This window comes from Rhizobium ecuadorense, from assembly GCF_001187535.1.
Lineage (GTDB): Bacteria > Pseudomonadota > Alphaproteobacteria > Rhizobiales > Rhizobiaceae > Rhizobium > Rhizobium ecuadorense.
On sequence record NZ_LFIO01000871.1, the window covers coordinates 54,178 to 75,542 of the forward strand.

General features: G+C 61.2%; 22 protein-coding genes and 1 pseudogene. 8 read left to right on the forward strand and 15 right to left on the reverse strand.

The genetic code is table 11. From position 1 onward, the window contains the following. Nucleotides 1–170 precede the first annotated feature (170 nt). From ahcY to AF337_RS15205, 6 genes are all read right to left on the reverse strand, one after another. Entirely contained in the window at nt 171–1,571 is a 1,401-nt protein-coding gene (gene ahcY, locus AF337_RS15180) for an adenosylhomocysteinase (RefSeq protein WP_049732678.1), read from the reverse strand. Nucleotides 1,572–1,907: 336 nt separating this feature from the next. Beyond that, a complete protein-coding gene (locus tag AF337_RS15185; RefSeq protein ID WP_003544133.1) occupies nt 1,908–2,183 on the reverse strand; it encodes an HPr family phosphocarrier protein in 276 nt (91 codons plus the stop codon). 9 nt (nt 2,184–2,192) lie between these two features. Next, nucleotides 2,193–2,594: a PTS sugar transporter subunit IIA gene (locus AF337_RS15190; protein ID WP_003544139.1), complete on the reverse strand. Its 402-nt coding sequence runs from the start codon at nt 2,592–2,594 to the stop codon at nt 2,193–2,195. Nucleotides 2,595–2,744: 150 nt separating this feature from the next. Then, nucleotides 2,745–3,194, reverse strand: a complete 450-nt coding sequence (locus AF337_RS15195; RefSeq protein WP_049732679.1) for an HPr kinase/phosphorylase — start codon at nt 3,192–3,194, stop codon at nt 2,745–2,747. After that, entirely contained in the window at nt 3,191–4,981 is a 1,791-nt protein-coding gene (locus tag AF337_RS15200; protein ID WP_049732680.1) for a sensor histidine kinase, read from the reverse strand. The genes AF337_RS15195 and AF337_RS15200 overlap by 4 nt, the downstream gene beginning before the upstream one ends. Before the next feature lie 79 nt (nt 4,982–5,060). Next, a complete protein-coding gene (locus AF337_RS15205; protein WP_190238074.1) occupies nt 5,061–5,795 on the reverse strand; it encodes a response regulator transcription factor in 735 nt (244 codons plus the stop codon). A gap of 337 nt (nt 5,796–6,132) precedes the next feature. Here AF337_RS15205 and AF337_RS15210 point away from each other — a divergent pair, with 337 nt between their 5' ends. The 3 genes and pseudogenes from AF337_RS15210 to AF337_RS15220 all read left to right on the forward strand — a co-directional run bounded on the left by AF337_RS15210 (nt 6,133) and on the right by AF337_RS15220 (nt 8,920). Then, nucleotides 6,133–7,743 carry a phosphoenolpyruvate carboxykinase gene (locus AF337_RS15210; protein WP_049732682.1) on the forward strand — a complete coding sequence of 537 codons (1,611 nt, stop codon included), beginning with the start codon at nt 6,133–6,135 and terminating at the stop codon, nt 7,741–7,743. A gap of 120 nt (nt 7,744–7,863) precedes the next feature. Further along, complete coding sequence (arfB, locus tag AF337_RS15215) at nt 7,864–8,307, forward strand: alternative ribosome rescue aminoacyl-tRNA hydrolase ArfB (RefSeq protein ID WP_049732683.1); 444 nt, start codon at nt 7,864–7,866, stop codon at nt 8,305–8,307. Nucleotide 8,308: 1 nt separating this feature from the next. After that, nucleotides 8,309–8,920, forward strand: a pseudogene (locus tag AF337_RS15220) (alpha-ketoglutarate-dependent dioxygenase AlkB family protein). An 18-nt stretch (nt 8,921–8,938) separates the two neighbouring features. On the opposite strand, the gene coaA reads toward AF337_RS15220, so the two are convergent. Genes coaA through hisB form a run of 9 tightly spaced genes read right to left on the reverse strand, consistent with a single transcriptional unit; the run spans nt 8,939 to nt 14,371 of the window. Next, nucleotides 8,939–9,934 carry a type I pantothenate kinase gene (gene coaA / locus AF337_RS15225; protein WP_049732684.1) on the reverse strand — a complete coding sequence of 332 codons (996 nt, stop codon included), beginning with the start codon at nt 9,932–9,934 and terminating at the stop codon, nt 8,939–8,941. Further along, the gene (locus AF337_RS15230; protein ID WP_049732685.1) at nt 9,931–10,254 is read right to left on the reverse strand and encodes a phosphoribosyl-ATP diphosphatase; all 324 of its coding nucleotides are present in this window, start codon (nt 10,252–10,254) and stop codon (nt 9,931–9,933) included. Before AF337_RS15230 ends, coaA begins: the two co-directional genes overlap by 4 nt. A 17-nt stretch (nt 10,255–10,271) precedes the next feature. Beyond that, a complete protein-coding gene (gene hisF, locus AF337_RS15235; RefSeq protein ID WP_049732686.1) occupies nt 10,272–11,060 on the reverse strand; it encodes an imidazole glycerol phosphate synthase subunit HisF in 789 nt (262 codons plus the stop codon). Continuing rightward, nucleotides 11,060–11,806, reverse strand: coding sequence for a 1-(5-phosphoribosyl)-5-[(5-phosphoribosylamino)methylideneamino]imidazole-4-carboxamide isomerase (gene hisA / locus AF337_RS15240; RefSeq protein WP_049732687.1), 747 nt, complete (start codon nt 11,804–11,806; stop codon nt 11,060–11,062). The genes hisF and hisA overlap by 1 nt, the downstream gene beginning before the upstream one ends. 6 nt (nt 11,807–11,812) lie before the next feature. Continuing rightward, on the reverse strand, nt 11,813–12,370 hold the full coding sequence (locus AF337_RS15245; RefSeq protein WP_049732688.1) for a hypothetical protein: 558 nt from the start codon (nt 12,368–12,370) through the stop codon (nt 11,813–11,815). Further along, nucleotides 12,367–12,549, reverse strand: coding sequence for a hypothetical protein (locus tag AF337_RS15250; RefSeq protein WP_049732689.1), 183 nt, complete (start codon nt 12,547–12,549; stop codon nt 12,367–12,369). Before AF337_RS15250 ends, AF337_RS15245 begins: the two co-directional genes overlap by 4 nt. 52 nt (nt 12,550–12,601) lie before the next feature. Further along, a complete protein-coding gene (gene hisH / locus AF337_RS15255; RefSeq protein ID WP_049732690.1) occupies nt 12,602–13,252 on the reverse strand; it encodes an imidazole glycerol phosphate synthase subunit HisH in 651 nt (216 codons plus the stop codon). Between the two features lie 2 nt (nt 13,253–13,254). Continuing rightward, nucleotides 13,255–13,740 (reverse strand): DUF2628 domain-containing protein, encoded by a 486-nt coding sequence (locus tag AF337_RS15260; protein WP_049732691.1) that lies wholly within the window; start codon nt 13,738–13,740, stop codon nt 13,255–13,257. 22 nt (nt 13,741–13,762) lie between these two features. Continuing rightward, nucleotides 13,763–14,371 carry an imidazoleglycerol-phosphate dehydratase HisB gene (hisB, locus tag AF337_RS15265; protein WP_049732692.1) on the reverse strand — a complete coding sequence of 203 codons (609 nt, stop codon included), beginning with the start codon at nt 14,369–14,371 and terminating at the stop codon, nt 13,763–13,765. 176 nt (nt 14,372–14,547) lie between these two features. Between hisB and hslV the strand changes: the two genes are divergently transcribed. The 5 genes from hslV to AF337_RS15290 all read left to right on the forward strand — a co-directional run bounded on the left by hslV (nt 14,548) and on the right by AF337_RS15290 (nt 21,328). Next, a complete protein-coding gene (hslV, locus tag AF337_RS15270; protein WP_049732693.1) occupies nt 14,548–15,075 on the forward strand; it encodes an ATP-dependent protease subunit HslV in 528 nt (175 codons plus the stop codon). Nucleotides 15,076–15,168: 93 nt separating this feature from the next. After that, entirely contained in the window at nt 15,169–16,476 is a 1,308-nt protein-coding gene (hslU, locus tag AF337_RS15275) for an ATP-dependent protease ATPase subunit HslU (protein WP_049732694.1), read from the forward strand. A gap of 189 nt (nt 16,477–16,665) precedes the next feature. Next, nucleotides 16,666–17,613: a DUF1402 family protein gene (locus tag AF337_RS15280; RefSeq protein WP_049732695.1), complete on the forward strand. Its 948-nt coding sequence runs from the start codon at nt 16,666–16,668 to the stop codon at nt 17,611–17,613. A gap of 47 nt (nt 17,614–17,660) precedes the next feature. Beyond that, nucleotides 17,661–19,073, forward strand: a complete 1,413-nt coding sequence (locus tag AF337_RS15285) for a cytochrome P450 (protein ID WP_049732696.1) — start codon at nt 17,661–17,663, stop codon at nt 19,071–19,073. An 83-nt stretch (nt 19,074–19,156) separates the two neighbouring features. Continuing rightward, a complete protein-coding gene (locus tag AF337_RS15290) occupies nt 19,157–21,328 on the forward strand; it encodes a malate synthase G (RefSeq protein ID WP_049732697.1) in 2,172 nt (723 codons plus the stop codon). Nucleotides 21,329–21,365: the final 37 nt, after the last annotated feature.

A 21,365-nucleotide genomic window follows, 5' to 3' on the forward strand; every position in this document is an offset into this window, starting at 1 on the left:
TTACGACAAGACATCCCATTTCCGCAGCGGCCGGACAGGGTCCGGCGCCACGAATCAAGTCTTAAAACAATACTTCGGAAGGGAATCGGCGGGAAGGGAGCGCCCAAAAAATAAGCCGCGACATTTGTCAATGCCGCGGCTTCTACATCTTGTGGATATTAACGATCAGATCAATATCTGTAGTGGTCGGACTTGAACGGGCCCTTCGGCGATACGCCGATATAGGCAGCCTGCTCCTCGGAAAGCTGCGTCAGCTTCACGCCGAGCTTGTCGAGATGCAGTCGCGCGACCTTTTCATCGAGATGCTTCGGCAGGATATAGACCTGGTTGGAATACTGATCGGGCTTGGTGAAGAGCTCGATCTGCGCCAGCGTCTGGTTGGTGAAGGAGGCCGACATCACGAAGGACGGATGGCCGGTGGCGTTGCCGAGGTTGAGCAGGCGGCCTTCGGAAAGAAGGATGATGCGGTTGCCCTTGGGGAATTCGATCAGGTCGACCTGCGGCTTGACGTTGGTCCACTTGAGATTGCGCAGTGCTGCAACTTCGATTTCGTTGTCGAAATGGCCGATATTGCCGACGATCGCCATGTCCTTCATCTGACGCATATGGTCGATGCGGATGACGTCCTTGTTGCCGGTGGTGGTGATGAAGATATCGGCCGAGGAAACGACGTCCTCGAGCAGCACGACTTCATAACCGTCCATGGCGGCCTGCAGGGCGCAGATCGGATCGGCTTCGGTCACCTTGACGCGGGCGCCGGCGCCGGAGAGCGAAGCGGCAGAACCCTTGCCGACGTCGCCATAGCCGCAGACGACGGCAACCTTGCCGGCCATCATCACGTCGGTGCCGCGGCGGATGCCATCGACCAGCGATTCCTTGCAGCCATACTTGTTGTCGAACTTCGACTTGGTGACGGAATCGTTGACGTTGATCGCCGGGAAGGGCAGCAGGCCCTTCTGGCTGAGCTGGTAGAGGCGGTTGACGCCGGTCGTCGTTTCCTCGGTGACGCCCTTGATCGCGTCGCGCTGCTTGGTGAACCAGCCAGGCGAAGCGGCGAGGCGCTTCTTGATCTGGGCGAAGAGGATTTCCTCTTCCTCGGAATGCGGATGCGACAGCACGTCCTCGCCGGCTTCGGCGCGGGCGCCGAGCAGGATGTACATGGTGGCATCGCCGCCGTCATCGAGGATCATGTTGGAAAGGCCGCCATCGGCCCACTGGAAGATCTTGTCGGTATAGACCCAGTAATCCTCGAGCGACTCGCCCTTGATGGCGAAAACAGGAACGCCGGCGGCGGCGATCGCGGCAGCGGCGTGATCCTGCGTCGAGAAGATGTTGCACGAGGCCCAACGGACTTCGGCGCCGAGGGCCACCAGCGTCTCGATGAGCACGGCCGTCTGGATGGTCATATGCAGCGAGCCGGTAATGCGCGCGCCCTTCAGCGGCTTTGCGTCGCCGAATTCGGTGCGGCAGGACATCAGTCCCGGCATTTCGGTTTCGGCGATGGTAATTTCCTTGCGGCCGAAATCCGCAAGCCCGATATCGGCGACGACATAATCTTTTTCAGTGCTCATAGAGGCCTCCAGGCTGAAAAACGTCTCAAAATTGGCGCAGGCGCGAAAGATGACCGCGCGACGGATGGGCCGCGTCCTGATGCATGTCGCCCGGAAGTGTGCAGCGGTTCCGGGACAACGAGATGCACAAAAAAGAGAGCTGAAGCGCGTCGCATGAAGCAGGTTCGATGCGGCATGCTCTAGCGCACGGCATATCCGCCGTTTAGCAGGCTTCGGATGGGAAGGCAATAAGGATATAAAGAAGTCTTTATATGTTTATATGAGCGGGACCCGCTGCAGAATTCCTTAAATCGGAATCGATTTAAGGATAAAATTATGCAGCAAGTTCAAACTTGCTCACATCTCTTCGCCGAACCGGTTTTGGATCAGCTGGTCAAGGGCCTCGAGGGCTTCCTCGGCCTGGCTGCCGCTTGCAGAGACGACGACGCTCGAGCCGGGGCTTGCCGCCAGCATCATCAGGCCCATGATAGAGGTGCCGCCGACCGTCATTCCGTCCTTGGAAACGGTGATGGCGGCATCGAAGGTCTCGACCATCTGCACGAATTTGGCGGAGGCGCGCGCGTGAAGGCCGCGCTTGTTGATAATGAGGAGTTCCCGGGAGAGCGATGTCATGAAGGGCCGTTATTTTCCGCTGAGCACACGGCTCGCGACATTGATATATTTCCGTCCGGCTTCGGAAGCCTCCACCAGCGCCTTCTCCATGTTGTTCTCGCCACGCACGCCGGCGAGCTTGATCAGCATCGGCAGGTTGACGCCGGCAATCACTTCGGTATGGCCGCTGCTCATAACTGAAATGGCAAGATTGGACGGCGTGCCGCCGAACATGTCGGTCAGAATGACGACGCCATGGCCGTCATCGGCACCGGAAACAGCTTCCAGAATATCCTGCCGTCTTTGATCCATGTCGTCTTCGGGGCCAATACAGACCGTCTCGATGAATTTCTGAGGACCGACGACGTGCTCGACAGCATGACGAAACTCTTCAGCCAGCTTGCCATGAGTGACAAGCACAAGTCCGATCATGATATTACTGCTCCCATATACGCCAACGGTGGCCCCAATATCGCAATGCAGCAATTACGTCCACCGGTGGGGGCACATCTTGGCGATGAAAAGCCGAAGTGCAAGATAAAAATGCGAATATATAAGGCAGATTGATCAATCCGGAAGGCGTCAATGCCCGATATCCGGTGCTTTCGCCATCAGGATTGCAAGCGGTGAAGAGACGCCTGTGAGCAACCGCAATGCGGGAAGCGAAAAACCGGGCGCGAGGCTGACGATTTCGCCCTCCGGAGGCACGCGGTTTTCACCGGAAGCACTGCCCGGGAGCACGGCATAATGCATCGTGGCCCGGGGCACGTGCTCCTGCCGGACGATGCCGGTGCCGCGAAGTTCGATCAGCCCGGCGATCGATGGCGGGCATGTGGCCACCACGCTGCCGGTCTTTTCAGAAAGAAGAACCTGGTCGTCGGCGACCAGCGCCGTGAACAGCCCGAGCCGGCGCGCCTCGGTCATGCAGGTGAAGGCCAGCATCGATTTTCCCCAACCGGATGGGCCGCTGAACAGAAGCCCCGTCCTGCCGACGATGATCGCGGTCGCATGGATGTTGTGAGCCGCGGTCATGCGGCGGCATCGACTGGTAAAGCGAGGATAAAGCGGGCACCGAGCACCTGTCCGCCTTCGGCATCGGTGATATTCTCCGCTCTCAGCGAGCCGCCATGGGCCTCGGCGATCTGGCGGCTGATCGACAGGCCGAGCCCCGAATTCTGCCCGAAGCCTTCCGATTCCGGCCGGTCCGTATAAAAGCGCTCGAAGATGCGGTCGATATTTTCAGCCTGGATACCGGGGCCATTGTCTTCGATCGTGGTGACGCAGCGCGAACGTGTCCGCACCAGCCGCACGGTAATCTTGCCACCCTTCTCAGGCACGAAGGAGCGGGCATTCTCGATCAGGTTGGCGATGATCTGGCCGATGCGCAGGTCGTGGCCGTTGACGACGAAGCGTGTCTTGACGTTCGGCTTGCGTTCGATCGCATATTCGATCTCCACCTGCTTCTTGGTGCTCCTGACCTGGCGTGAAACCTCGATGAGGTCGCGCAACAGCACCTCCATGTCGACGGAACCGGCATCGACACGCGCGAGCTCGGCATCGAGGCGGGAAGCGTCGGAGATATCGCTGATCAGCCGGTCGAGCCGGCGGACATCGTGCTGGATAACGTCCATCAGCCGCTTTTTGGAATCGTCGGATCGGGCAAGCGGCAGCGTTTCGACGGCGCTCCGCAGCGACGTTAGCGGATTCTTGAGTTCGTGGCTGACATCGGCGGCGAAACTCTCGATCGCATCGATGCGGTCGTAGAGCGCCGTCGTCATTTCCCGCAACGCAATGGAAAGATTGCCGATTTCATCCTGGCGGGCGGAGAAGTCAGGAATCTGCTCACGTGTCTTGGCCCCGCGGCGCACCCGGATGGCGGCGGCTGAAAGGCGGCGCAGCGGGTTGGCGATCGTCGACGAGAGCACCAGCGAAAGCAGCACGTTGACGAGCGTGGCGACGCCGAAGACGCGCATGATGGCAAGCCGCTCGGCATGAACGATATTGTCGATGTCGCCTGCCTGTGTCGACAGCAGCAGCACGCCGAGCACGGCGCGGAAACGCTGGATCGGCACCGCGACGGAAACGATGAGCTCGCCTTTTTCGGTCGTGCGCACGACGGCGCCGCGCACGCCCGTGAGCGCGTTCATCACCTCAGGATAGATCGAGCCGTCGCCGCCCGGCGCTTCTTTGTAGAGCGGCAGGTTGCCGGGCTGCAGCGCCTTGTTGAACAGGGTGGCAAACCATTCGCTCCAGGTCTGCTTCTCCTCCTCGACCGGCGGCAGGTCGAAGCGCAGCACCTGGCCGCGCGAATAAAGATGGCGCGAATCCAGCAGCAGATTGGCATCGGCATCGAAGATGCGGGCGCGCGTGCGTGTCGGAGAGATCAGCCGGCGCAGCACCGGCGCGACCTTCTCGGGATCGATGGGGAATTCGAGGTCTTCGTCGTTCGGCACCGGGGTGATGCTCTGGCCGGCCTGCAGCTCGAGCAGCTTCTGCGGATCGATGGTGATCGAGTTGGTATCGACCGATGCCGAAGCCGAAATAGCGCCGGCGATGATCTCGCCTTGCGTCAACAGGCTCTCGGCGCGGGCGTCGATCAGCCCTTCGCGAAACTGGTTGAGGTAGAGGATACCCCCGACGAGCACCAGCAGTGCGACGAGATTGAAGAAGACGATGCGCCGTGTCAGGCTCGAAAACACGGCATTGCCGAAGATGCGGCGGATCAGCGTGAAGGGATGCGACCAACGGCGGCCTCGGACGCGACGGGTGCTCACGCCCTCCGCATCGTCGAGATCCCTTTCCTGCACCAACTGTGCCAATGACTGGCCCTTTCGAAGGGCAGGGCCGGATGAACCGGCCCGCAGCCCTCAACTATGTCTCGCGCTGCGCCGTTTGGACTCAGGCTGCTTCGCGGAAGCGGTATCCCACTCCGTAGAGCGTTTCAATCATATCAAAGTCGTTGTCGACCATCTTGAATTTCTTGCGCAGCCGCTTGATGTGGCTGTCGATGGTCCGGTCGTCGACATAGACCTGTTCGTCATAGGCTGCATCCATCAGCGCGTCGCGGCTTTTGACGACGCCGGGGCGCTGCGCCAGCGAATGCAGGATCAGGAATTCGGTGACCGTCAGGGTCACGGCCTCACCCTTCCAGGTGCAGGTATGGCGTTCCTGATCCATGACCAGCTGCCCGCGCTCCAGCGAGCGGGCCTGCTGCACGGCGCCGTTCTTCGGCGCGCCGGCGGGGCTGGCGCCGGCGGCTGCGGCTTCACGGCTTGAGGCGCGGCGCAGCACGGCGCGGACGCGCTCGACCAGCAGGCGCTGCGAAAACGGCTTGGTGATGAAATCGTCGGCGCCCATTTTCAGGCCGAAGAGTTCATCGATCTCCTCATCCTTGGAGGTGAGGAAGATGACCGGAATGTCCGACTTCTGCCGCAGCCGGCGCAGCAATTCCATGCCGTCCATGCGCGGCATCTTGATATCGAAGATCGCCAGCTGTGGCGGCCGCGCCAGAAGGCCGTCGAGGGCCGAAGCACCGTCCGTATAGGTCTCGACCTTATATCCTTCGGCCTCCAGTGCGATCGACACCGAGGTGAGGATGTTGCGGTCGTCATCAACGAGCGCGATTGTCGGCATGGTGTTCGTCTCCGTCATCAGTGCGCAATCTCCCGGATTTGCTTTCCCCAGGCGGTCTCAATGACCGGATGCGCTTATGGAGGATAAAGGTGGAACAAATTGTGGCAAAGATAAAGGGAAAGATTGTCGTGGAATTCGAAGGCAATCGTGAGTGGTGCGGTAAAATGTTTCAACGTCCCCATCTAAAACGATTTAAAATTATGGCGCTAAATTTAAATCGATTAAATAATTGATATTACTATATTTTTTCAAGTTTTGTCTCTTGTGTTTTAAAATTTCTGCCCGTATTTTCGCGATTAGTTTTAACGGCAACGAGCCTGAGCGAAGGGAACTAGCCATGGAAATGTTCGGAGTTCATAACCCGGCAACAGAGCTGGCAACGGTTGGATTGGGCGGCGCAGCCAGCGTCCGCTACAACTTTTCCGCCGCCGCGCTCTATGAAGAATCGATCCGCCGGGGCGAAGCCGAACTGACTGCTCAGGGTGCGCTGCGGGCCCTCACCGGCCAGCACACCGGCCGTTCGCCACGCGACAAGTTCGTCGTTCGCGACAGCAATACCGATGGCGAAATCTGGTGGGACAACAACAAGCCGCTCTCGCCGGAGCATTTCGCTCTACTGCGCGCGGATATGCTGGCGCATGCCGCCGGCAAGGACCTGTTCGTCCAGGATCTCGTCGGCGGTGCCGAAGAAGGCCATGCGCTGCCGACCCGGGTCGTCACCGAGTTTGCCTGGCATTCGCTGTTTATCCGCAATCTGCTGATCCGCCCCGAGGCCGCAGCGCTGCCGGCCTTCGCGCCGAAGCTGACGATCATCGATCTGCCGAGCTTCAAGGCCGATCCGGCCCGCCACGGCTGCCGTTCGGAAACGGTGATCGCCTGCGACCTGACCAATGGTCTCGTCCTCATCGGCGGCACCTCCTATGCCGGGGAAATGAAGAAATCGGTGTTCACCGTTCTCAATTACCTGCTACCGGCCAAGGGCGTGATGCCGATGCACTGCTCGGCCAATGTCGGTCCGGACGGTGATGCGGCAGTGTTCTTCGGCCTGTCCGGCACCGGCAAGACGACGCTGTCGGCCGATCCGGCCCGCACGCTGATCGGCGATGACGAACACGGCTGGAGCGAAAACGGCATCTTCAACTTCGAAGGCGGCTGCTACGCCAAGACCATCCGTCTGTCGGCCGAAGCCGAGCCGGAAATCTACGCGACGACGCAGCGTTTCGGCACCGTGCTCGAAAACGTCGTGCTGAACGAGCGCCGCGAGCCGAATTTCGATGATGGGTCACTGACCGAGAACACCCGCTGCGCCTATCCGATGCATTTCATCCCGAACGCCTCGGAAACCGGCCGGGCCGGGCATCCGAAGACGATCATCATGCTGACCGCCGATGCCTTCGGCGTCATGCCGCCGATCGCCCGTTTGACGCCCGACCAGGCGATGTATCACTTCCTTTCCGGCTACACCGCCAAGGTGGCCGGCACCGAAAAGGGTGTCGTCGAGCCGGAAGCGACCTTTTCCACCTGCTTCGGTGCGCCCTTCATGCCGCGGCATCCGGCTGAATACGGCAACCTGCTGAAGGAGCTGATCAGCCGTCATGGCGTCGAGTGCTGGCTGGTGAATACCGGCTGGACCGGCGGCGCCTACGGCACCGGCAAGCGCATGCCGATCAAGGCGACGCGCGCCCTTCTCGCGGCTGCCCTCACCGGCGAACTCGGCCAGGTCGAATTCCGTGCGGACACCAACTTCGGCTTCGCCGTGCCGGTCTCCGTCAACGGTGTCGACAGCAGCATCCTCGACCCGCGCTCGACCTGGGCCGACAAGGCAGCCTATGACGCGCAGGCCGAAAAGCTGGTCTCGATGTTCATCGCCAACTTCGCCAAATTCGAGGATCACGTCGACGGCGGCGTCCGCGACGCGGCCCCGGGCGTAAAGGTTGCGGCTGAATAAGCGAAGCTCGCCTTAAACAGATTCTCTGACTCACGTGAAACCCGGCATCGCAGGATTGCCGGGTTTTTCGGTTGACGGTCGATATTTTCAATTCGCCGCCGATGTGAGATAGAACGCCGCATGGCCAGCGACGCGCTCTATATCGATGACAGGATCACCATCGCCGGATGGGAGCTGACGGAACAGTTCGTTCTGGCGGGCGGTCCCGGCGGGCAGAATGTCAACAAGGTCTCGACCGCGGTCCAGCTGTTCTTCAATATCCCGAATTCGCCGTCGCTCAATGATCGCGTCAAAACCAATGCGGTCAAGCTCGCCGGCCGGCGCCTGTCGAAGGACGGCGTGCTGATGATCGAGGCGAGCCGGTTTCGCAGTCAGGATCGCAACCGCGAGGACGCGCGCGAGCGGCTGAAGGAGCTGATTCTGGAGGCCGCCAAACCGCCGCCGCCGCCGCGCAAGAAGACCAGACCGACCAAGGGTTCGGTCGAACGCCGCCTGAAGGAAAAATCCGGCCGCTCGGAAGTCAAGAAAATGCGCGGCCGCCCTGGCGGCAGCAGCGGCGACTGACATGCCCGAACTCTTGAGCGGTATTCGCCATCTTCCCGGCTATCTCGACCGGGCGCGCCAGGAGGCGTTGGTCGAGGTGATCCGCACCATTGTCGCCGAGGCGCCGCTTTATGCGCCGGTCATGCCCGGCACCGGCAAGCCGATGTCGGTGCGCATGACCAATTGCGGGCCGCTCGGCTGGGTGACCGACAAGGAGCGCGGCTACCGCTACCAGCCGACGCATCCGGCAACCGGCAGGCGCTGGCCGGATATGCCGTAGGAATTGCTCGCTATCTGGAATGATGTGGCCGGTTACGACAAGCCGCCGGAAGCCTGTCTGGTGAATTTCTACTCCGACGAAGCGCGCATGGGCCTGCATCAGGACAGGGACGAGAGGGATCTACAGGCGCCGGTTGTCTCGATCTCGCTCGGCAATAGCTGCCTCTTTCGTGTCGGCGGTCTCAACCGCAATGATCGCACGCTATCTTTCAAGCTTGCGAGCGGTGATCTGGTCGTTCTGGGCGGCGAGGGGAGGCTTTGTTTCCATGGCGTCGACCGCATTCATCCGGCGACCTCGACGCTGTTGAAGAATGGCGGCCGCATCAATCTGACGCTGCGCCGCGTCAATCCGTGAGGATCGGAATAGCGCCTGCTATAGTTTCCGCAGCGCGACCTGCTCGATCAGATGATCCTTGCCCTTTTTCAGGATGAGATCGGCACGCGGCCGCGTCGGCAGGATGTTCTGGCGCAGGTTTTTCAGGTTGATATTCGCCCAGAGATCTCCGGCGATTTCGAGCGCTTCCGCGTCGCTGATCGAGGCGTAGCGATGGAAAAAGGAGTTCGGATCGCGGAAGGCGGTCTCGCGCAGCCGCATGAAACGGGCGACGTACCAGTTGTGGATCTGGTCTTCGGCGGCATCGATATAGATCGAGAAGTCGAAGAAATCGGAGACCATCGGCACGATCTTGCCGCCGGCCGGCAGGTCGCGCGATTGCAGCACGTTGATGCCCTCGAAGATCAGGATGTCGGGCCGGTCGACGATCTTGTATTCGTCCGGCAGCACGTCATAGACCAGGTGCGAATAGCTCGGTGCCTTGACATCCGGCTGCCCGGCCTTGATTGCCGAGAGAAAGCGCAGGATCGCCGCCGTGTCGTAACTCTCCGGAAAACCCTTGCGCTGCATCAGCTTTTCCCGCTGCAGCACGGCATTCGGATGAAGGAAGCCGTCGGTGGTGACGAGATCGACCTTCGGGCTGGAAGGCCAGCGTCCCAGAAGCTCCTTGAGGATACGGGCGGTGGTCGATTTTCCGACGGCGACCGAACCGGCAATGCCGATGACGAAGGGAGTCTTCGTCACATCGGACAGGCTGAGGAAGCGGTTGCGCTGTTCGAACAGCATCTGCGAGGATTCGACATGCGCCGACAGCAGCCGCGACAGCGACAGATAGATGCGCCTGACCTCGTCGAGATCGATCGGGTCGCCCATCGAACGCAGACGTTTGACCTCGTCGCTGGTCAGTGTCAGCGGCGTATCGGCGCGGAACTTCGCCCATTGTTCGGAAGAGAAGAAGTGGTAGGGCGAATAGGAGTCCGACTGGAAGTGATCCAACGTTTCCGGCACCCCGATAATCTCAGTCGCGATACTCATGAACTCTGCCGGCCGGCCTTTTCCTTGAGGCCGGACTGCGCGGTTCTGCGCTCGAGTTCGGCCATGACATTCTCTAACGGTATTTCAGCAATCTTCAATACGACCAAAAGGTGATAGAGCACATCGGCGGCTTCATAGGTCAGATTGTCGCGGTCGCCGGTCACCGCCGCCATCACGGCTTCGATCGCCTCTTCACCGAGCTTCTTGGCCGCTTTCGGCTGGCCGGCGGCGACGAGCTTGGCTGTCCAGGATTGCTCCGGCGAGGCCGCCGACCGCTCTTTGACGATGCTTTCGAGATCGGAAAGGGAAAATCCGCTCATATGTCCGCTTTCAAGGTTCAGTCGAGACGCATGTCGATGCCGCACTTCGACATATAGTGCTTCGCCTCGCCGACGGAATAGGTGCCGAAATGGAAGATCGACGCGGCGAGCACGGCATTGGCATGGCCCTCCTTCACCCCGGCGACGAGATCGTCGAGGTCGCCGACGCCGCCCGAGGCGATGACGGGCACACGCACCGCATCGGCGATCGCCCGCGTCAGTTCCAGATCGTAGCCGACCTTGGTGCCGTCACGGTCCATCGAGGTGACCAGCAGCTCGCCGGCACCGCGCTCGACCATCTTCTGGGCGAATTCGACGGCGTCGAGGCCGGTCGCGTTGCGGCCGCCATGCGTGTAGATTTCCCAGGCGCTGAGATTGTCGCCGCCAACCGCCTGTGTGCGTCTGCGCTTGGCGTCGATCGAAACGACGATGCACTGGTCACCGAACTTGTCGGCCGCCTCCGTGACGAAATCCGGATTGCTGACCGCTGCCGAATTGATCGAGACCTTGTCGGCGCCGCACAGCAACAGCTTGCGGATATCGGCGATGCTGCGCACCCCGCCGCCGACCGTCAGCGGCATGAAGCATTGGTCGGCGGTGCGTGAGACGACATCGAAGATCGTCTCACGATTGTCCGAGGAAGCGGTGATGTCGAGGAAGCAAAGTTCGTCGGCGCCGGCCGCATCATAGGCCTTGGCCGCTTCGACCGGATCGCCGGCATCGACGAGATTGAGAAAGTTGACGCCCTTGACGACGCGGCCGTCCTTGACGTCGAGGCAGGGAATGACACGGGCTTTAAGGGTCATTATGCGGTCTCCTTTGCCCTGTTGGCCTTGATCAGCGCCAGCGCCTCTTTGGGATCGATACGGCCGTCGTAAAGCGCCCGGCCTGAAATCGCCCCTTCGAGCTTCCGCGCATCCGGCTGCAGCAAACGCCTGACGTCGTCGAGCGAGGCAAGGCCGCCGGAGGCGATGACGGGAATGGAGACGGCGTCGGCAAGCTCCAGCGTCGAAGCCCAGTTGATGCCGGCAAGGATGCCGTCACGGTCGATATCGGTGTAGATGATCGCGCTAACGCCGGCGCCCTCGAATTTCCGGGCGAGCTCGACGATCCCGAGTTCGGACGCCTCCGCCCAGCCCTCGACGGCCACCTTGCCGCCCTTGGCGTCGATGCCGACGGCGACGTGGCCGGGAAATTTCCGGCAGGCCTCGATGACCAGATCAGGATTTCTGACTGCAATGGTGCCGAGAATGACGCGCCGCAGCCCGCGCGACAGCCAGGCTTCGATATGATCGAGCGTGCGGATGCCGCCGCCAAGCTGTACCGGATTTTTCGTCGCCTTGAGGATCGCCTCGACGGCGTCGCCATTGGCCGAATGTCCCGCAAAGGCACCGTCGAGATCGACCACGTGCAGCCATTCGAAACCCTGGTCTTCGAAGGATTTCGCCTGGGCGGCCGGATCGGTGTTGTAGACCGTCGCCTGCTGCATGTCGCCGAGCTTCAGGCGGACGCATTGGCCGCCCTTCAAGTCGATCGCTGGAAAAAGGATCATGTCGTCTTACGTCCGTAGAGTGGTCGATACCATCAGCGCATTCCACGCATCTACGATATCCGAGCGAAAAAAGACAGCGGCAATGGCGGCCGCGCCGAAAAGCAGAAGAAGAAGCAAGGAGACGGTAAGGCCGGCACGAACCTGGCGCCAGAAGCCGAGACGGCGCTTCATCGATTTTTCGATGTCACGCACCTCCCGCAGCGCCTGGCTGTTGACGGCGGCGAGCCGGATTTCCGGCTCCATCGCCTCGACATAGGTTTCGGCATAACTCGACAGGATCTGCGAGGCACGGTCGCGCAGCGTATTGCGCAGGTCGGTCGAGAGATAGTTGCCGGCGACGGCGGCAAGCTCGGCCTCGTTGGGCGAACGGCCGGCATTGCGCTTGCGATAGCTGAGGACGAAATCGCGCCTCTGCCGCTCGTAGAGGGCATAGGCAAGCAGGCCGATCAGATCGTCCTCGCCCTCGATATAAAATTCCAGCACGGCTTCAGTGATGTCGCCGGCGTTGATGCCGTTGGCGCGCAGCTGCGAATTCTCGCTGCCGGAAAGGAATTCATGGATCATCGGTCCAGCCTTTCTTTCAACGCCTTGGCTGCATTGGAAAGCGCTCTTTTATGAATGGCCTCATCGACACGGCGGATGATCGTTCCGTCGGGAAGCCGGATGTCCGAGAAGGGAGGCAGGCCTTCTCGGGAGGGTCTCAGCGTGTAGAACACCTTGCCTGATTTCCGCGACGCCGGCATCGAGCGCACTCCTGTTCCGCCGTTTCCATAAAGGGGAAACAAGGCTGAGCTATTACGGGTTCCAGCGCAGGAAATTGGCGATCAGCGCCAGGCCGAGTTTCTGGCTCTTTTCCGGGTGAAACTGGGCGCCGACCATGTTGCCGCGTCCGACGAGAGCGGTCATCGCACCGCCATAGTCGACGGTCGCGATGACATCGTCGGCGTTCTCGGCGGCAAGATGGTAGGAATGCACGAAATAGGCATGCAGCCCGTCCGGGCCGGTCGCAATGCCGTTAAAGACCGGGTGGTCCCGCTGCAGGTCGAGCGTGTTCCAGCCGATCTGCGGGATCTTCAATTTAGGATCATCAGGCGTCATCCCGACGACGTCGCCGCGGATCCAGTTAAAACCATGCGTCACGGTCTTCTCGAGGCCGCGCGAGGACATGAGCTGCATGCCGACGCAGATGCCGAGGAACGGCCGCGCCTTCTTCTCGACGGCCTCGATCAGCACCTCGGCCATGCCGGGCACGGCATCGAGGCCGCGCCGGCAATCGGCATAGGCGCCGACACCGGGAAGCACGATGCGATCGGCGGCGGCAACATCCTCAGCTTTGTCGGTGAGATCGATATGCGCATCGATGCCAGCCTCACGGGCGGCCCGCTCGAAAGCCTTGGTGGCCGAGCGCAGATTGCCGGAGCCATAGTCGATAATCGCGACGCGCATCGTCAGCGTCCTCCATCAAAACCAAAAAGACCAAGCGATGTCGCTTGGCCATGCGGGCCGTTCGGCCGGCTCTTGTTCTGCCAGTCCGGTGTCGCGGCGTCATCCCCGGCCGCAGGAGCTGCCCTGTCGGAGAAGTAGACGTCTTCGGCAATGCCGATCGTATCGGCTGCAATGAGTGCGTCTTCATTCCAGCCCTTGCCGGCGAGGTCGCGGATGCGCAAATTCTGGCCCTCGAGGCCGACCAACAGGTTCACGCCCAGCGTGATGGCTGCTCCAGCCGGCCAGAGACCCGGTTCGTCCATCAGCACGCCGCCGATTGCCTGCAACAGAAAGGCGGCCGCCGCATATAGCCACAGCCGATGGACCAGCAGCCAGGCCCATGGAAACAGCAGACCGAGCCATGTGGAGCCGTCGCGGATCACTCGCGTCTCGTCAAGGCGCGTGCCTGCGCTGCCGGGCGGTGTCAGGAAGATATAGCTTGACGTCATTGTCGCCGCTCCCTTGAGGGGCTCAGACGAGCGTGCCCTTGGTCGAGGGAACGCGGCCCGCCTGTCTCGGATCGATCTCTGTCGCCGTGCGCAATGCGCGGGCGACGGCCTTGAAGCATGTCTCGGCAATATGGTGATTGTTGGCGCCATAATGGTTGAGAATATGCAAGGTGATGCCGGCATTCTGGGCGAGCGCCTGGAAGAATTCGCGAACGAGTTCGGTATCGAACGTGCCGATCTTCGGCGCACTGAAAGCGACGTTCCAGACGAGGAACGGCCGGCCGGAAAGATCGACCGCGGCCTTGGTCATCGTCTCGTCCATGGCGAGATCGATCGAGGCGTAACGCGTGATGCCGCGCCGGTCGCCGAGCGCCTTGGAGATCGCCTGGCCGATGGCGATGCCGGTATCCTCAACCGTATGATGGTCGTCGATATGCAGGTCGCCCTCGGCCTCGATTTCCATGTCGATGAGGGAATGCCGCGAAAGCTGGTCGAGCATATGGTCGAAGAAGCCGACGCCGGTCGAAATCTTCGATTTGCCGGTGCCGTCGAGATTGACGGAAACGGAAATCGAGGTCTCGTTGGTCTTGCGGGAAACGCTGCCCGTGCGGCTTGCTGCGGTCTCGGCCATATGGCCCTCCATCGGAATAAGGCCGTTCCATATCAGGCGTATCGGCAAATATCCAGAAGCCGGGCAAGAGAAAAGCTCGCCCATTTGCAAACCGCGCCGGCCCACTTACATAGGGCTCAACAGGGCCAATGTCTGGTCTCGCGTAAACGCCCGCGTCGTGGGCAGACAGGTGTTTGATGACAACGATCATTACAGTTCGAAAAGGCGGCAAGGTGGTGATGGCCGGCGATGGCCAGGTGAGCCTTGGCCAGACCGTCATGAAGGGCAATGCCCGCAAGGTGCGCCGCATCGGCAAGGGCGAGGTGATCGCCGGTTTCGCCGGCGCCACCGCCGATGCCTTCACCCTGCTCGAAAGGCTTGAGAAGAAGCTGGAGCAATATCCCGGTCAGCTGATGCGCGCCGCCGTCGAGCTCGCCAAGGACTGGCGCACCGACAAATACCTGCGTAATCTCGAAGCCATGATGCTCGTCGCCGACAAGTCGATCACGCTGGCGATCACCGGCAATGGCGACGTCCTGGAGCCCGAGCATGGCACGACGGCGATCGGTTCGGGCGGCAATTTTGCCTTCGCCGCCGCCCGCGCGCTCATGGATACCGATAAATCGGCCGAAGAGATCGCGCGCCGCGCCCTCGAAATCGCCGCCGACATCTGCGTCTACACGAACCACAATATCGTGGTGGAAACGCTGGATGTCGAAGGCTGACCGTCAGGCCTTCCGGCCGCTGCCGCGGCGAACAAAGAGGAATTGCGGCCGGGTGCTGTTGATGGCCCCGGACCGCCAGGAGAATGACAGGCAATGACGACTTTTTCCCCCCGCGAGATCGTTTCCGAACTCGACCGCTACATTATCGGCCAGCATGATGCCAAACGCGCCGTTGCGATTGCGCTGCGCAACCGCTGGCGCCGCCAGCAGCTCGACCCGAGCCTGCGCGACGAAGTGATGCCGAAGAACATCCTGATGATCGGCCCGACCGGTGTCGGCAAGACCGAGATCTCCCGCCGCCTGGCGAAACTCGCCGGCGCGCCCTTCATCAAGGTAGAAGCCACCAAATTCACCGAAGTCGGCTATGTCGGCCGCGATGTCGAGCAGATCATCCGCGATCTGGTCGAGGTCGGCATCGGTCTGGTGCGTGAGAAGAAACGGATCGAGGTCCAGGCCAAGGCGCATGTCAGCGCCGAGGAGCGTGTTCTCGATGCGCTGGTCGGCACCACCGCATCGCCCGCCACCCGCGAAAGCTTCCGCAAGAAGCTGAGGGACGGCGAACTCGACGACAAGGAAATCGATATCGAGGTGGCCGATGCCGGTTCCGGCATGGGCGGCTTCGATATACCCGGCATGCCGGGCGCCAATATCGGCGTGCTCAACCTGTCGGAAATGTTCGGCAAGGCGATGGGCGGACGCACCAAGAAGGTCCGCACCACGGTCAAGGCCTCCTATACCGACCTGATCCGCGATGAATCCGACAAGCTGATCGACAATGAGGTGATTCAGCGCGAGGCCGTTCGCTCCACCGAGAATGACGGCATCGTCTTCCTCGACGAAATCGACAAGATCGCCGCCCGTGACGGCGGCATGGGCGCCGGCGTTTCGCGCGAAGGCGTCCAGCGCGACCTGTTGCCGCTCGTCGAAGGCACGACGGTCTCGACCAAATACGGGCCGGTGAAAACGGACCATATCCTCTTCATCGCCTCCGGCGCCTTCCATGTCTCCAAACCGTCGGATCTTCTTCCCGAGCTGCAGGGCCGCCTGCCGATCCGTGTCGAATTGCGGCCGTTGAACAAGGAGGATTTCCGCCGGATCCTGACCGAGACGGAAGCGAGTCTCATCCGCCAGTATCGTGCGCTGATGGAAACCGAAAGCCTGAGCCTCGAATTCACCGACGACGCGATCGATGCGCTCGCCGATGTCGCCGTGCATCTGAACTCCTCCGTCGAAAACATCGGCGCCCGCCGTCTGCAGACGGTGATGGAGCGGGTCCTGGACGATATTTCCTACAATGCGCCCGATCGCGGCGGCACGGCCATCACCATCGATGCCGCCTATGTGCGCGAACATGTCGGCGATCTCGCTCAGAATACCGATCTCTCGCGCTTCATTCTGTGATATCGGCGCACCGGTCCATGTCTTTCCCGATGTGAATGCCGGATTGTGACGAACGCTCTCTCGACAGCGGGCCTTTTCCTTTTTAGTGAAGGCCCGTTTTGTTTTCCGCTCCGGCTTTATTCGGCCAAGATTCTGGTCCAGTCAGCCGCATCGCAAACAGGACGATGGAACGGGACGGGATAGCGGATCGTGCGACGCCTTTTGACAAGCCTTTTGATTGCCGCTGCCCTGGTGAATTCGGCGCCTGCCTTCGCCATGCAGACGGTGCCGGCCGGCAACCGTCATGCCGAGCAGCCCGATATTCCGGGCGCGTCCGTCAGGCGCACCAAGGGAACCAAGAGCAGCTTCGATCTGAAATATGAAAAGGTCCACGAGCTCTTGGCGACCGATCGCGAGCTGATGGGCAAGATCCGCAAGGTCTCCAGCGCTTACGGCATCAATCCCATCCATGTCGTCGGCGCGATCGTCGGCGAACACACCTATAATGTCGACGCCTACGACCGGCTGCAGGCCTATTATGTCAAGGCTGCTTCCTATGCCGGAGAAAGCTTCCGCTTCGCTTATGACGGCGAAAACGTCGACGATTTCGTGGCGCGGCCGCAATTTGCCGAATGCAAGGCCAAGAATGATTCCTACACGCTCTGGTCCTGCCGCGAGGATGTCTGGGAAAGCGATTTCCGCGGCAAGACGGTGGGTGGCGAGAGCTTCCCCAACAATCGCTTCAGCGCGGTCTTCTTTCAGCCCTTCTATGCCGGCCAGACCTTCGGCCTCGGCCAGGTCAATCCGCTGACGGCGCTGATGCTCTCCGATCTCGTGTCACGCGTCTCCGGTTATCCGAAGCTGAACGAGAAGAATGCCGGCGCCGTCTACAGGGCGATCATGGATCCCGATATCTCGCTCGCCTTCGTCGCCGCCTCGATCCGCCGGTCGATCGACGATTACAAGGAGATTGCCGGCATGGATATCTCGGGCAATCCCGGCCTGACCGCGACGCTTTATAATGTCGGCAACTCGCGCCAGCGAGCCGCAGCCCTTGCTGCGAAAAACCGCGCTTCCGGCACGGCCGTCTGGCCGGAAGAGAATTATTACGGCTGGCTGATCAACGACAAGCTGGACGAACTCAAGGGCCTGCTCTAGCTTCAAGCCTGACGGGAAGGTGTCGATCTTCCCCGAAAGGCTTTCCGATGGACATGCGTCCTGATCCCTTCGTTCCGCCGGCGCCGCTGCCGCGCACTGCGCCGCCGAGCCGGCTGGAAATCATCCGCACCATTCTGCGCAACCCGCTCGAGCTCTGGGGCGAACCGTCCTACACGCTGCCCTGGATCCGCACCAATTTCTTCGGCCAGAGGACGCTGATCGTCAACGATCCCGGCCTGATCAAGCATGTGCTGGTCGACAATGCCAATAATTACCGCATGTCGGATGTGCGCCAGCTCGTCCTGCGGCCGATCCTCCGCGACGGTCTTCTGACTGCCGAAGGTTCTGTCTGGAAAAGATCACGCAAGGCGGTGGCGCCGGTTTTCACACCTCGCCATGCCCAGGGCTTTGCCGGGCAGATGCTGCGCCAGTCGGAAGACTATGCCTGCAAATATCAGAGCGCGGGCGAGGCGGGGGCAATTTTCGACATCAGCACCGATATGACCGAGCTGACCTTCGCGATTCTGGCCGACACGTTATTTTCAGGTGAAATCGTCACCTCGAGCGGCCATTTCGCCGATGACGTCAACGCGCTCCTGCATCGCATGGGCCGCGTCGATCCGATGGATCTGATGCGCGCACCGTCCTGGGTTCCACGTGTGACACGCATCGGCGGGCAGAAAGTGCTGGAGAAATTCCGCACCATCGTGCGCGACACGATGGATATGCGGCTCGCCAAGATGAAGGCGGATCGCCGCACGGCACCCGAAGATTTCCTGACCCTGCTGCTGGAGCAGGCCGGCCCCGACGGGCTGACGAAGGAAGAAATCGAAGACAATATCCTGACCTTTATCGGCGCGGGCCATGAGACCACGGCTCGGGCATTGGCCTGGACGCTCTATTGCGTCTCGAACAGCCCGCATATCCGCGAGGCGATGGAGGCGGAAATCGACGCGGTGCTCGCCACCGGGGCCGAACCAGTGGCATGGCTGGATATGATGCCGCAGACGCGCGCCGCCTTCGAGGAGACGTTGCGCCTCTATCCGCCGGCGCCATCCATCAATCGCGCCGCCATAGCGGATGATTCCTGGATAAGCCCCAAGGGCGAGCGGGTCGAGCTTGAGGCTGGGGTCACGGTGCTGATCATGCCTTGGACGCTGCACCGCCACGAACTCTATTGGGACAGGCCGCGCGCCTATATGCCCGAGCGCTTCCTGCCCGAAAATCGCGGTTCTATCGGCCGTTTCCAGTTCCTGCCTTTCGGCGCCGGTCCGCGTGTCTGCATCGGCGCAACCTTTGCTCTTCAGGAGGCGGTGATTGCCCTTGCCGTCCTGATGCATCGCTATCGCTTCGATTCCACCGATGAGACCAACCCCTGGCCGGTGCAGAAGCTGACGACGCAGCCGCAGAACGGCCTGCCGATGCACGTGACGCCGCGCATAGTTTCCCGAGTGGCATAAATCTTTCGAATTATTGCGGAATTGACTATGAATGAAAGCCGGGCAAAGTGGCAGCATGACAGTTGTTGCAGGGAGAATGCCGCATGAGCCGCATTGATAAGAACGGGCTTGCCGTCGAAGCCGTCCTTCATGATTTTCTCGTCCAGGAAGTTTTGCCGGGCCTGGCGGTCGATGCGGACAAGTTCTTTGCCGATTTTTCGGCGATCGTCCACGACCTCGCTCCGAGGAATCGGGCGCTGCTGGCAAAACGCGACGAGCTGCAGCTCAAGATCGACGACTGGTATCGCCGGCATGGCGCGCCTGCGGATATGGACGACTACCAGTCCTTCCTGCGCGAAATCGGCTATCTCCTGCCTGAGGGATCGGACTTCCAGGTGTCGACCCAAGATGTCGACCCCGAGATCGCCTCGATCGCCGGTCCGCAGTTGGTCGTTCCCGTCATGAACGCCCGCTATGCGCTGAACGCCGCCAATGCCCGCTGGGGCTCGCTCTATGATGCGCTTTATGGCACGGACGCCATTCCCGAGGGTGACGGCGCCGAAAAGGGCAGGGGGTACAACCCGAAACGCGGTGAGAAGGTCATCGCCTGGGTGCGCGATTTCCTCGATACGTCGGTGCCGCTGCAGGAGAGCCACTGGAAGGATGTCGGCAGTTTCGCCGTCAAGGATGGAGCGCTCGCCCTCCGATCGATCGACGGCGAACAGATATCGCTTGGGAATGACGGACACTTCGCCGGCTATCGCGGCGATGCCGCCGCCCCGACGCATATTCTCCTGAAGAACAACGGCATCCATATCGAGATCGTCATCGACGCGACGACGGCCATCGGCAAGTCCGATCCGGCTCATATTTCCGATGTCTGGCTGGAATCGGCGATCACCACGATCATGGACTGTGAGGATTCGATTGCCGCCGTCGATGCCGAGGACAAGGTCGTCGTCTACAGCAATTGGCTCGGCCTGATGAAGGGCGATCTGCAGGAGGAGGTGGCAAAGGGCGGGGCGAGCTTCATCCGCAAGCTTAACCCGGATCTGGAATATACAGGCCCGGATGGCACTGCCTTCGAAGTGCATCGCCGCTCGCTGATGCTGGTGCGCAATGTCGGCCACCTGATGACCAATCCGGCGATTCTCGACAAGGACGGCAATGAAGTGCCTGAGGGCATCATGGATGCCGTTATCACCGGCCTGATCGCGCTTTACGATATCGGCCCGGCCGGCCGGCGTAGGAATTCCCGCGCCGGCTCCATGTATGTGGTCAAGCCGAAGATGCACGGGCCCGAGGAGGTCGCCTTCGCCGTCGAGATCTTTTCGCGGGTCGAAGATGCGCTTGGGCTACCGCGCAACACCATCAAGATGGGTATCATGGATGAGGAGCGCCGCACGACGGTCAATCTCAAGGAGTGCATCCGCGCTGCCCGCGAGCGCGTGGTCTTCATCAATACCGGTTTCCTCGATCGTACCGGCGACGAAATCCACACCTCGATGGAAGCAGGCCCGATGATCCGCAAGGGCGACATGCGCCAAGCAGCCTGGATTTCAGCCTATGAGAACTGGAACGTCGACATCGGTCTCGAATGCGGCCTCGCCGGCCACGCCCAGATCGGCAAGGGCATGTGGGCGATGCCGGATCTGATGGCGGCGATGCTGGAACAGAAGATCGCCCACCCGAAGGCCGGGGCCAACACCGCCTGGGTCCCGTCGCCGACGGCTGCAACCCTGCACGCCACCCATTACCATCGTGTCAATGTCGCCAGGGTTCAGCAGGGGCTGAAGGACCGGGCCCGCGCCAAGCTCTCCGACATTCTCTCGGTGCCGGTTGCGGTGCGGCCGAACTGGTCTCAGGAGGAAATCCAGCGCGAACTCGACAACAATGCCCAGGGCATCCTCGGCTACGTCGTGCGCTGGGTCGATCAGGGCGTCGGCTGCTCGAAGGTGCCCGACATCAACAATGTCGGCCTGATGGAGGATCGCGCCACCTTGCGCATCTCGGCCCAGCACATGGCGAACTGGCTGCATCACAAGGTTGTCAGCGAGGCTCAGATCGTCGAAACCATGAAGCGCATGGCCGCCGTCGTCGACCGGCAGAACGAGGCGGACCCCGCCTACCGGCCGATGGCAGGCAATTTCGACGGCTCGATCGCCTTCCAGGCCGCTCTCGATCTCGTCTTGAAGGGCAGGGAGCAGCCGAACGGCTATACCGAGCCGGTGCTTCACCGCCGCCGCCTCGAGCTGAAGGCGAAGCTGGCTGGTTGAGAGTATAGCCGGGAACAGAAAAAGGCCGCCGGGACGA

Coding starts and splice junctions, on each gene's coding strand:
- hslU (WP_049732694.1), top strand. CDS start 15,169: ATGACGACTTTTTCCCCCCGCGAGATCGTTTCCGAACTCGACCGCTAC.
- AF337_RS15250 (WP_049732689.1), bottom strand. CDS start 12,549: ATGCCGGCGTCGCGGAAATCAGGCAAGGTGTTCTACACGCTGAGACCC.
- AF337_RS15260 (WP_049732691.1), bottom strand. CDS start 13,740: ATGACGTCAAGCTATATCTTCCTGACACCGCCCGGCAGCGCAGGCACG.
- AF337_RS15190 (WP_003544139.1), bottom strand. CDS start 2,594: ATGATCGGACTTGTGCTTGTCACTCATGGCAAGCTGGCTGAAGAGTTT.
- AF337_RS15210 (WP_049732682.1), top strand. CDS start 6,133: ATGGAAATGTTCGGAGTTCATAACCCGGCAACAGAGCTGGCAACGGTT.
- AF337_RS15185 (WP_003544133.1), bottom strand. CDS start 2,183: ATGACATCGCTCTCCCGGGAACTCCTCATTATCAACAAGCGCGGCCTT.
- coaA (WP_049732684.1), bottom strand. CDS start 9,934: ATGAGTATCGCGACTGAGATTATCGGGGTGCCGGAAACGTTGGATCAC.
- AF337_RS15205 (WP_190238074.1), bottom strand. CDS start 5,795: ATGCCGACAATCGCGCTCGTTGATGACGACCGCAACATCCTCACCTCG.
- arfB (WP_049732683.1), top strand. CDS start 7,864: ATGGCCAGCGACGCGCTCTATATCGATGACAGGATCACCATCGCCGGA.
- AF337_RS15245 (WP_049732688.1), bottom strand. CDS start 12,370: ATGATCCATGAATTCCTTTCCGGCAGCGAGAATTCGCAGCTGCGCGCC.
- hslV (WP_049732693.1), top strand. CDS start 14,548: ATGACAACGATCATTACAGTTCGAAAAGGCGGCAAGGTGGTGATGGCC.
- hisH (WP_049732690.1), bottom strand. CDS start 13,252: ATGCGCGTCGCGATTATCGACTATGGCTCCGGCAATCTGCGCTCGGCC.
- ahcY (WP_049732678.1), bottom strand. CDS start 1,571: ATGAGCACTGAAAAAGATTATGTCGTCGCCGATATCGGGCTTGCGGAT.
- hisB (WP_049732692.1), bottom strand. CDS start 14,371: ATGGCCGAGACCGCAGCAAGCCGCACGGGCAGCGTTTCCCGCAAGACC.
- AF337_RS15285 (WP_049732696.1), top strand. CDS start 17,661: ATGGACATGCGTCCTGATCCCTTCGTTCCGCCGGCGCCGCTGCCGCGC.
- hisA (WP_049732687.1), bottom strand. CDS start 11,806: ATGATCCTTTTTCCAGCGATCGACTTGAAGGGCGGCCAATGCGTCCGC.
- AF337_RS15195 (WP_049732679.1), bottom strand. CDS start 3,194: ATGACCGCGGCTCACAACATCCATGCGACCGCGATCATCGTCGGCAGG.
- AF337_RS15290 (WP_049732697.1), top strand. CDS start 19,157: ATGAGCCGCATTGATAAGAACGGGCTTGCCGTCGAAGCCGTCCTTCAT.
- hisF (WP_049732686.1), bottom strand. CDS start 11,060: ATGACCCTTAAAGCCCGTGTCATTCCCTGCCTCGACGTCAAGGACGGC.
- AF337_RS15230 (WP_049732685.1), bottom strand. CDS start 10,254: ATGAGCGGATTTTCCCTTTCCGATCTCGAAAGCATCGTCAAAGAGCGG.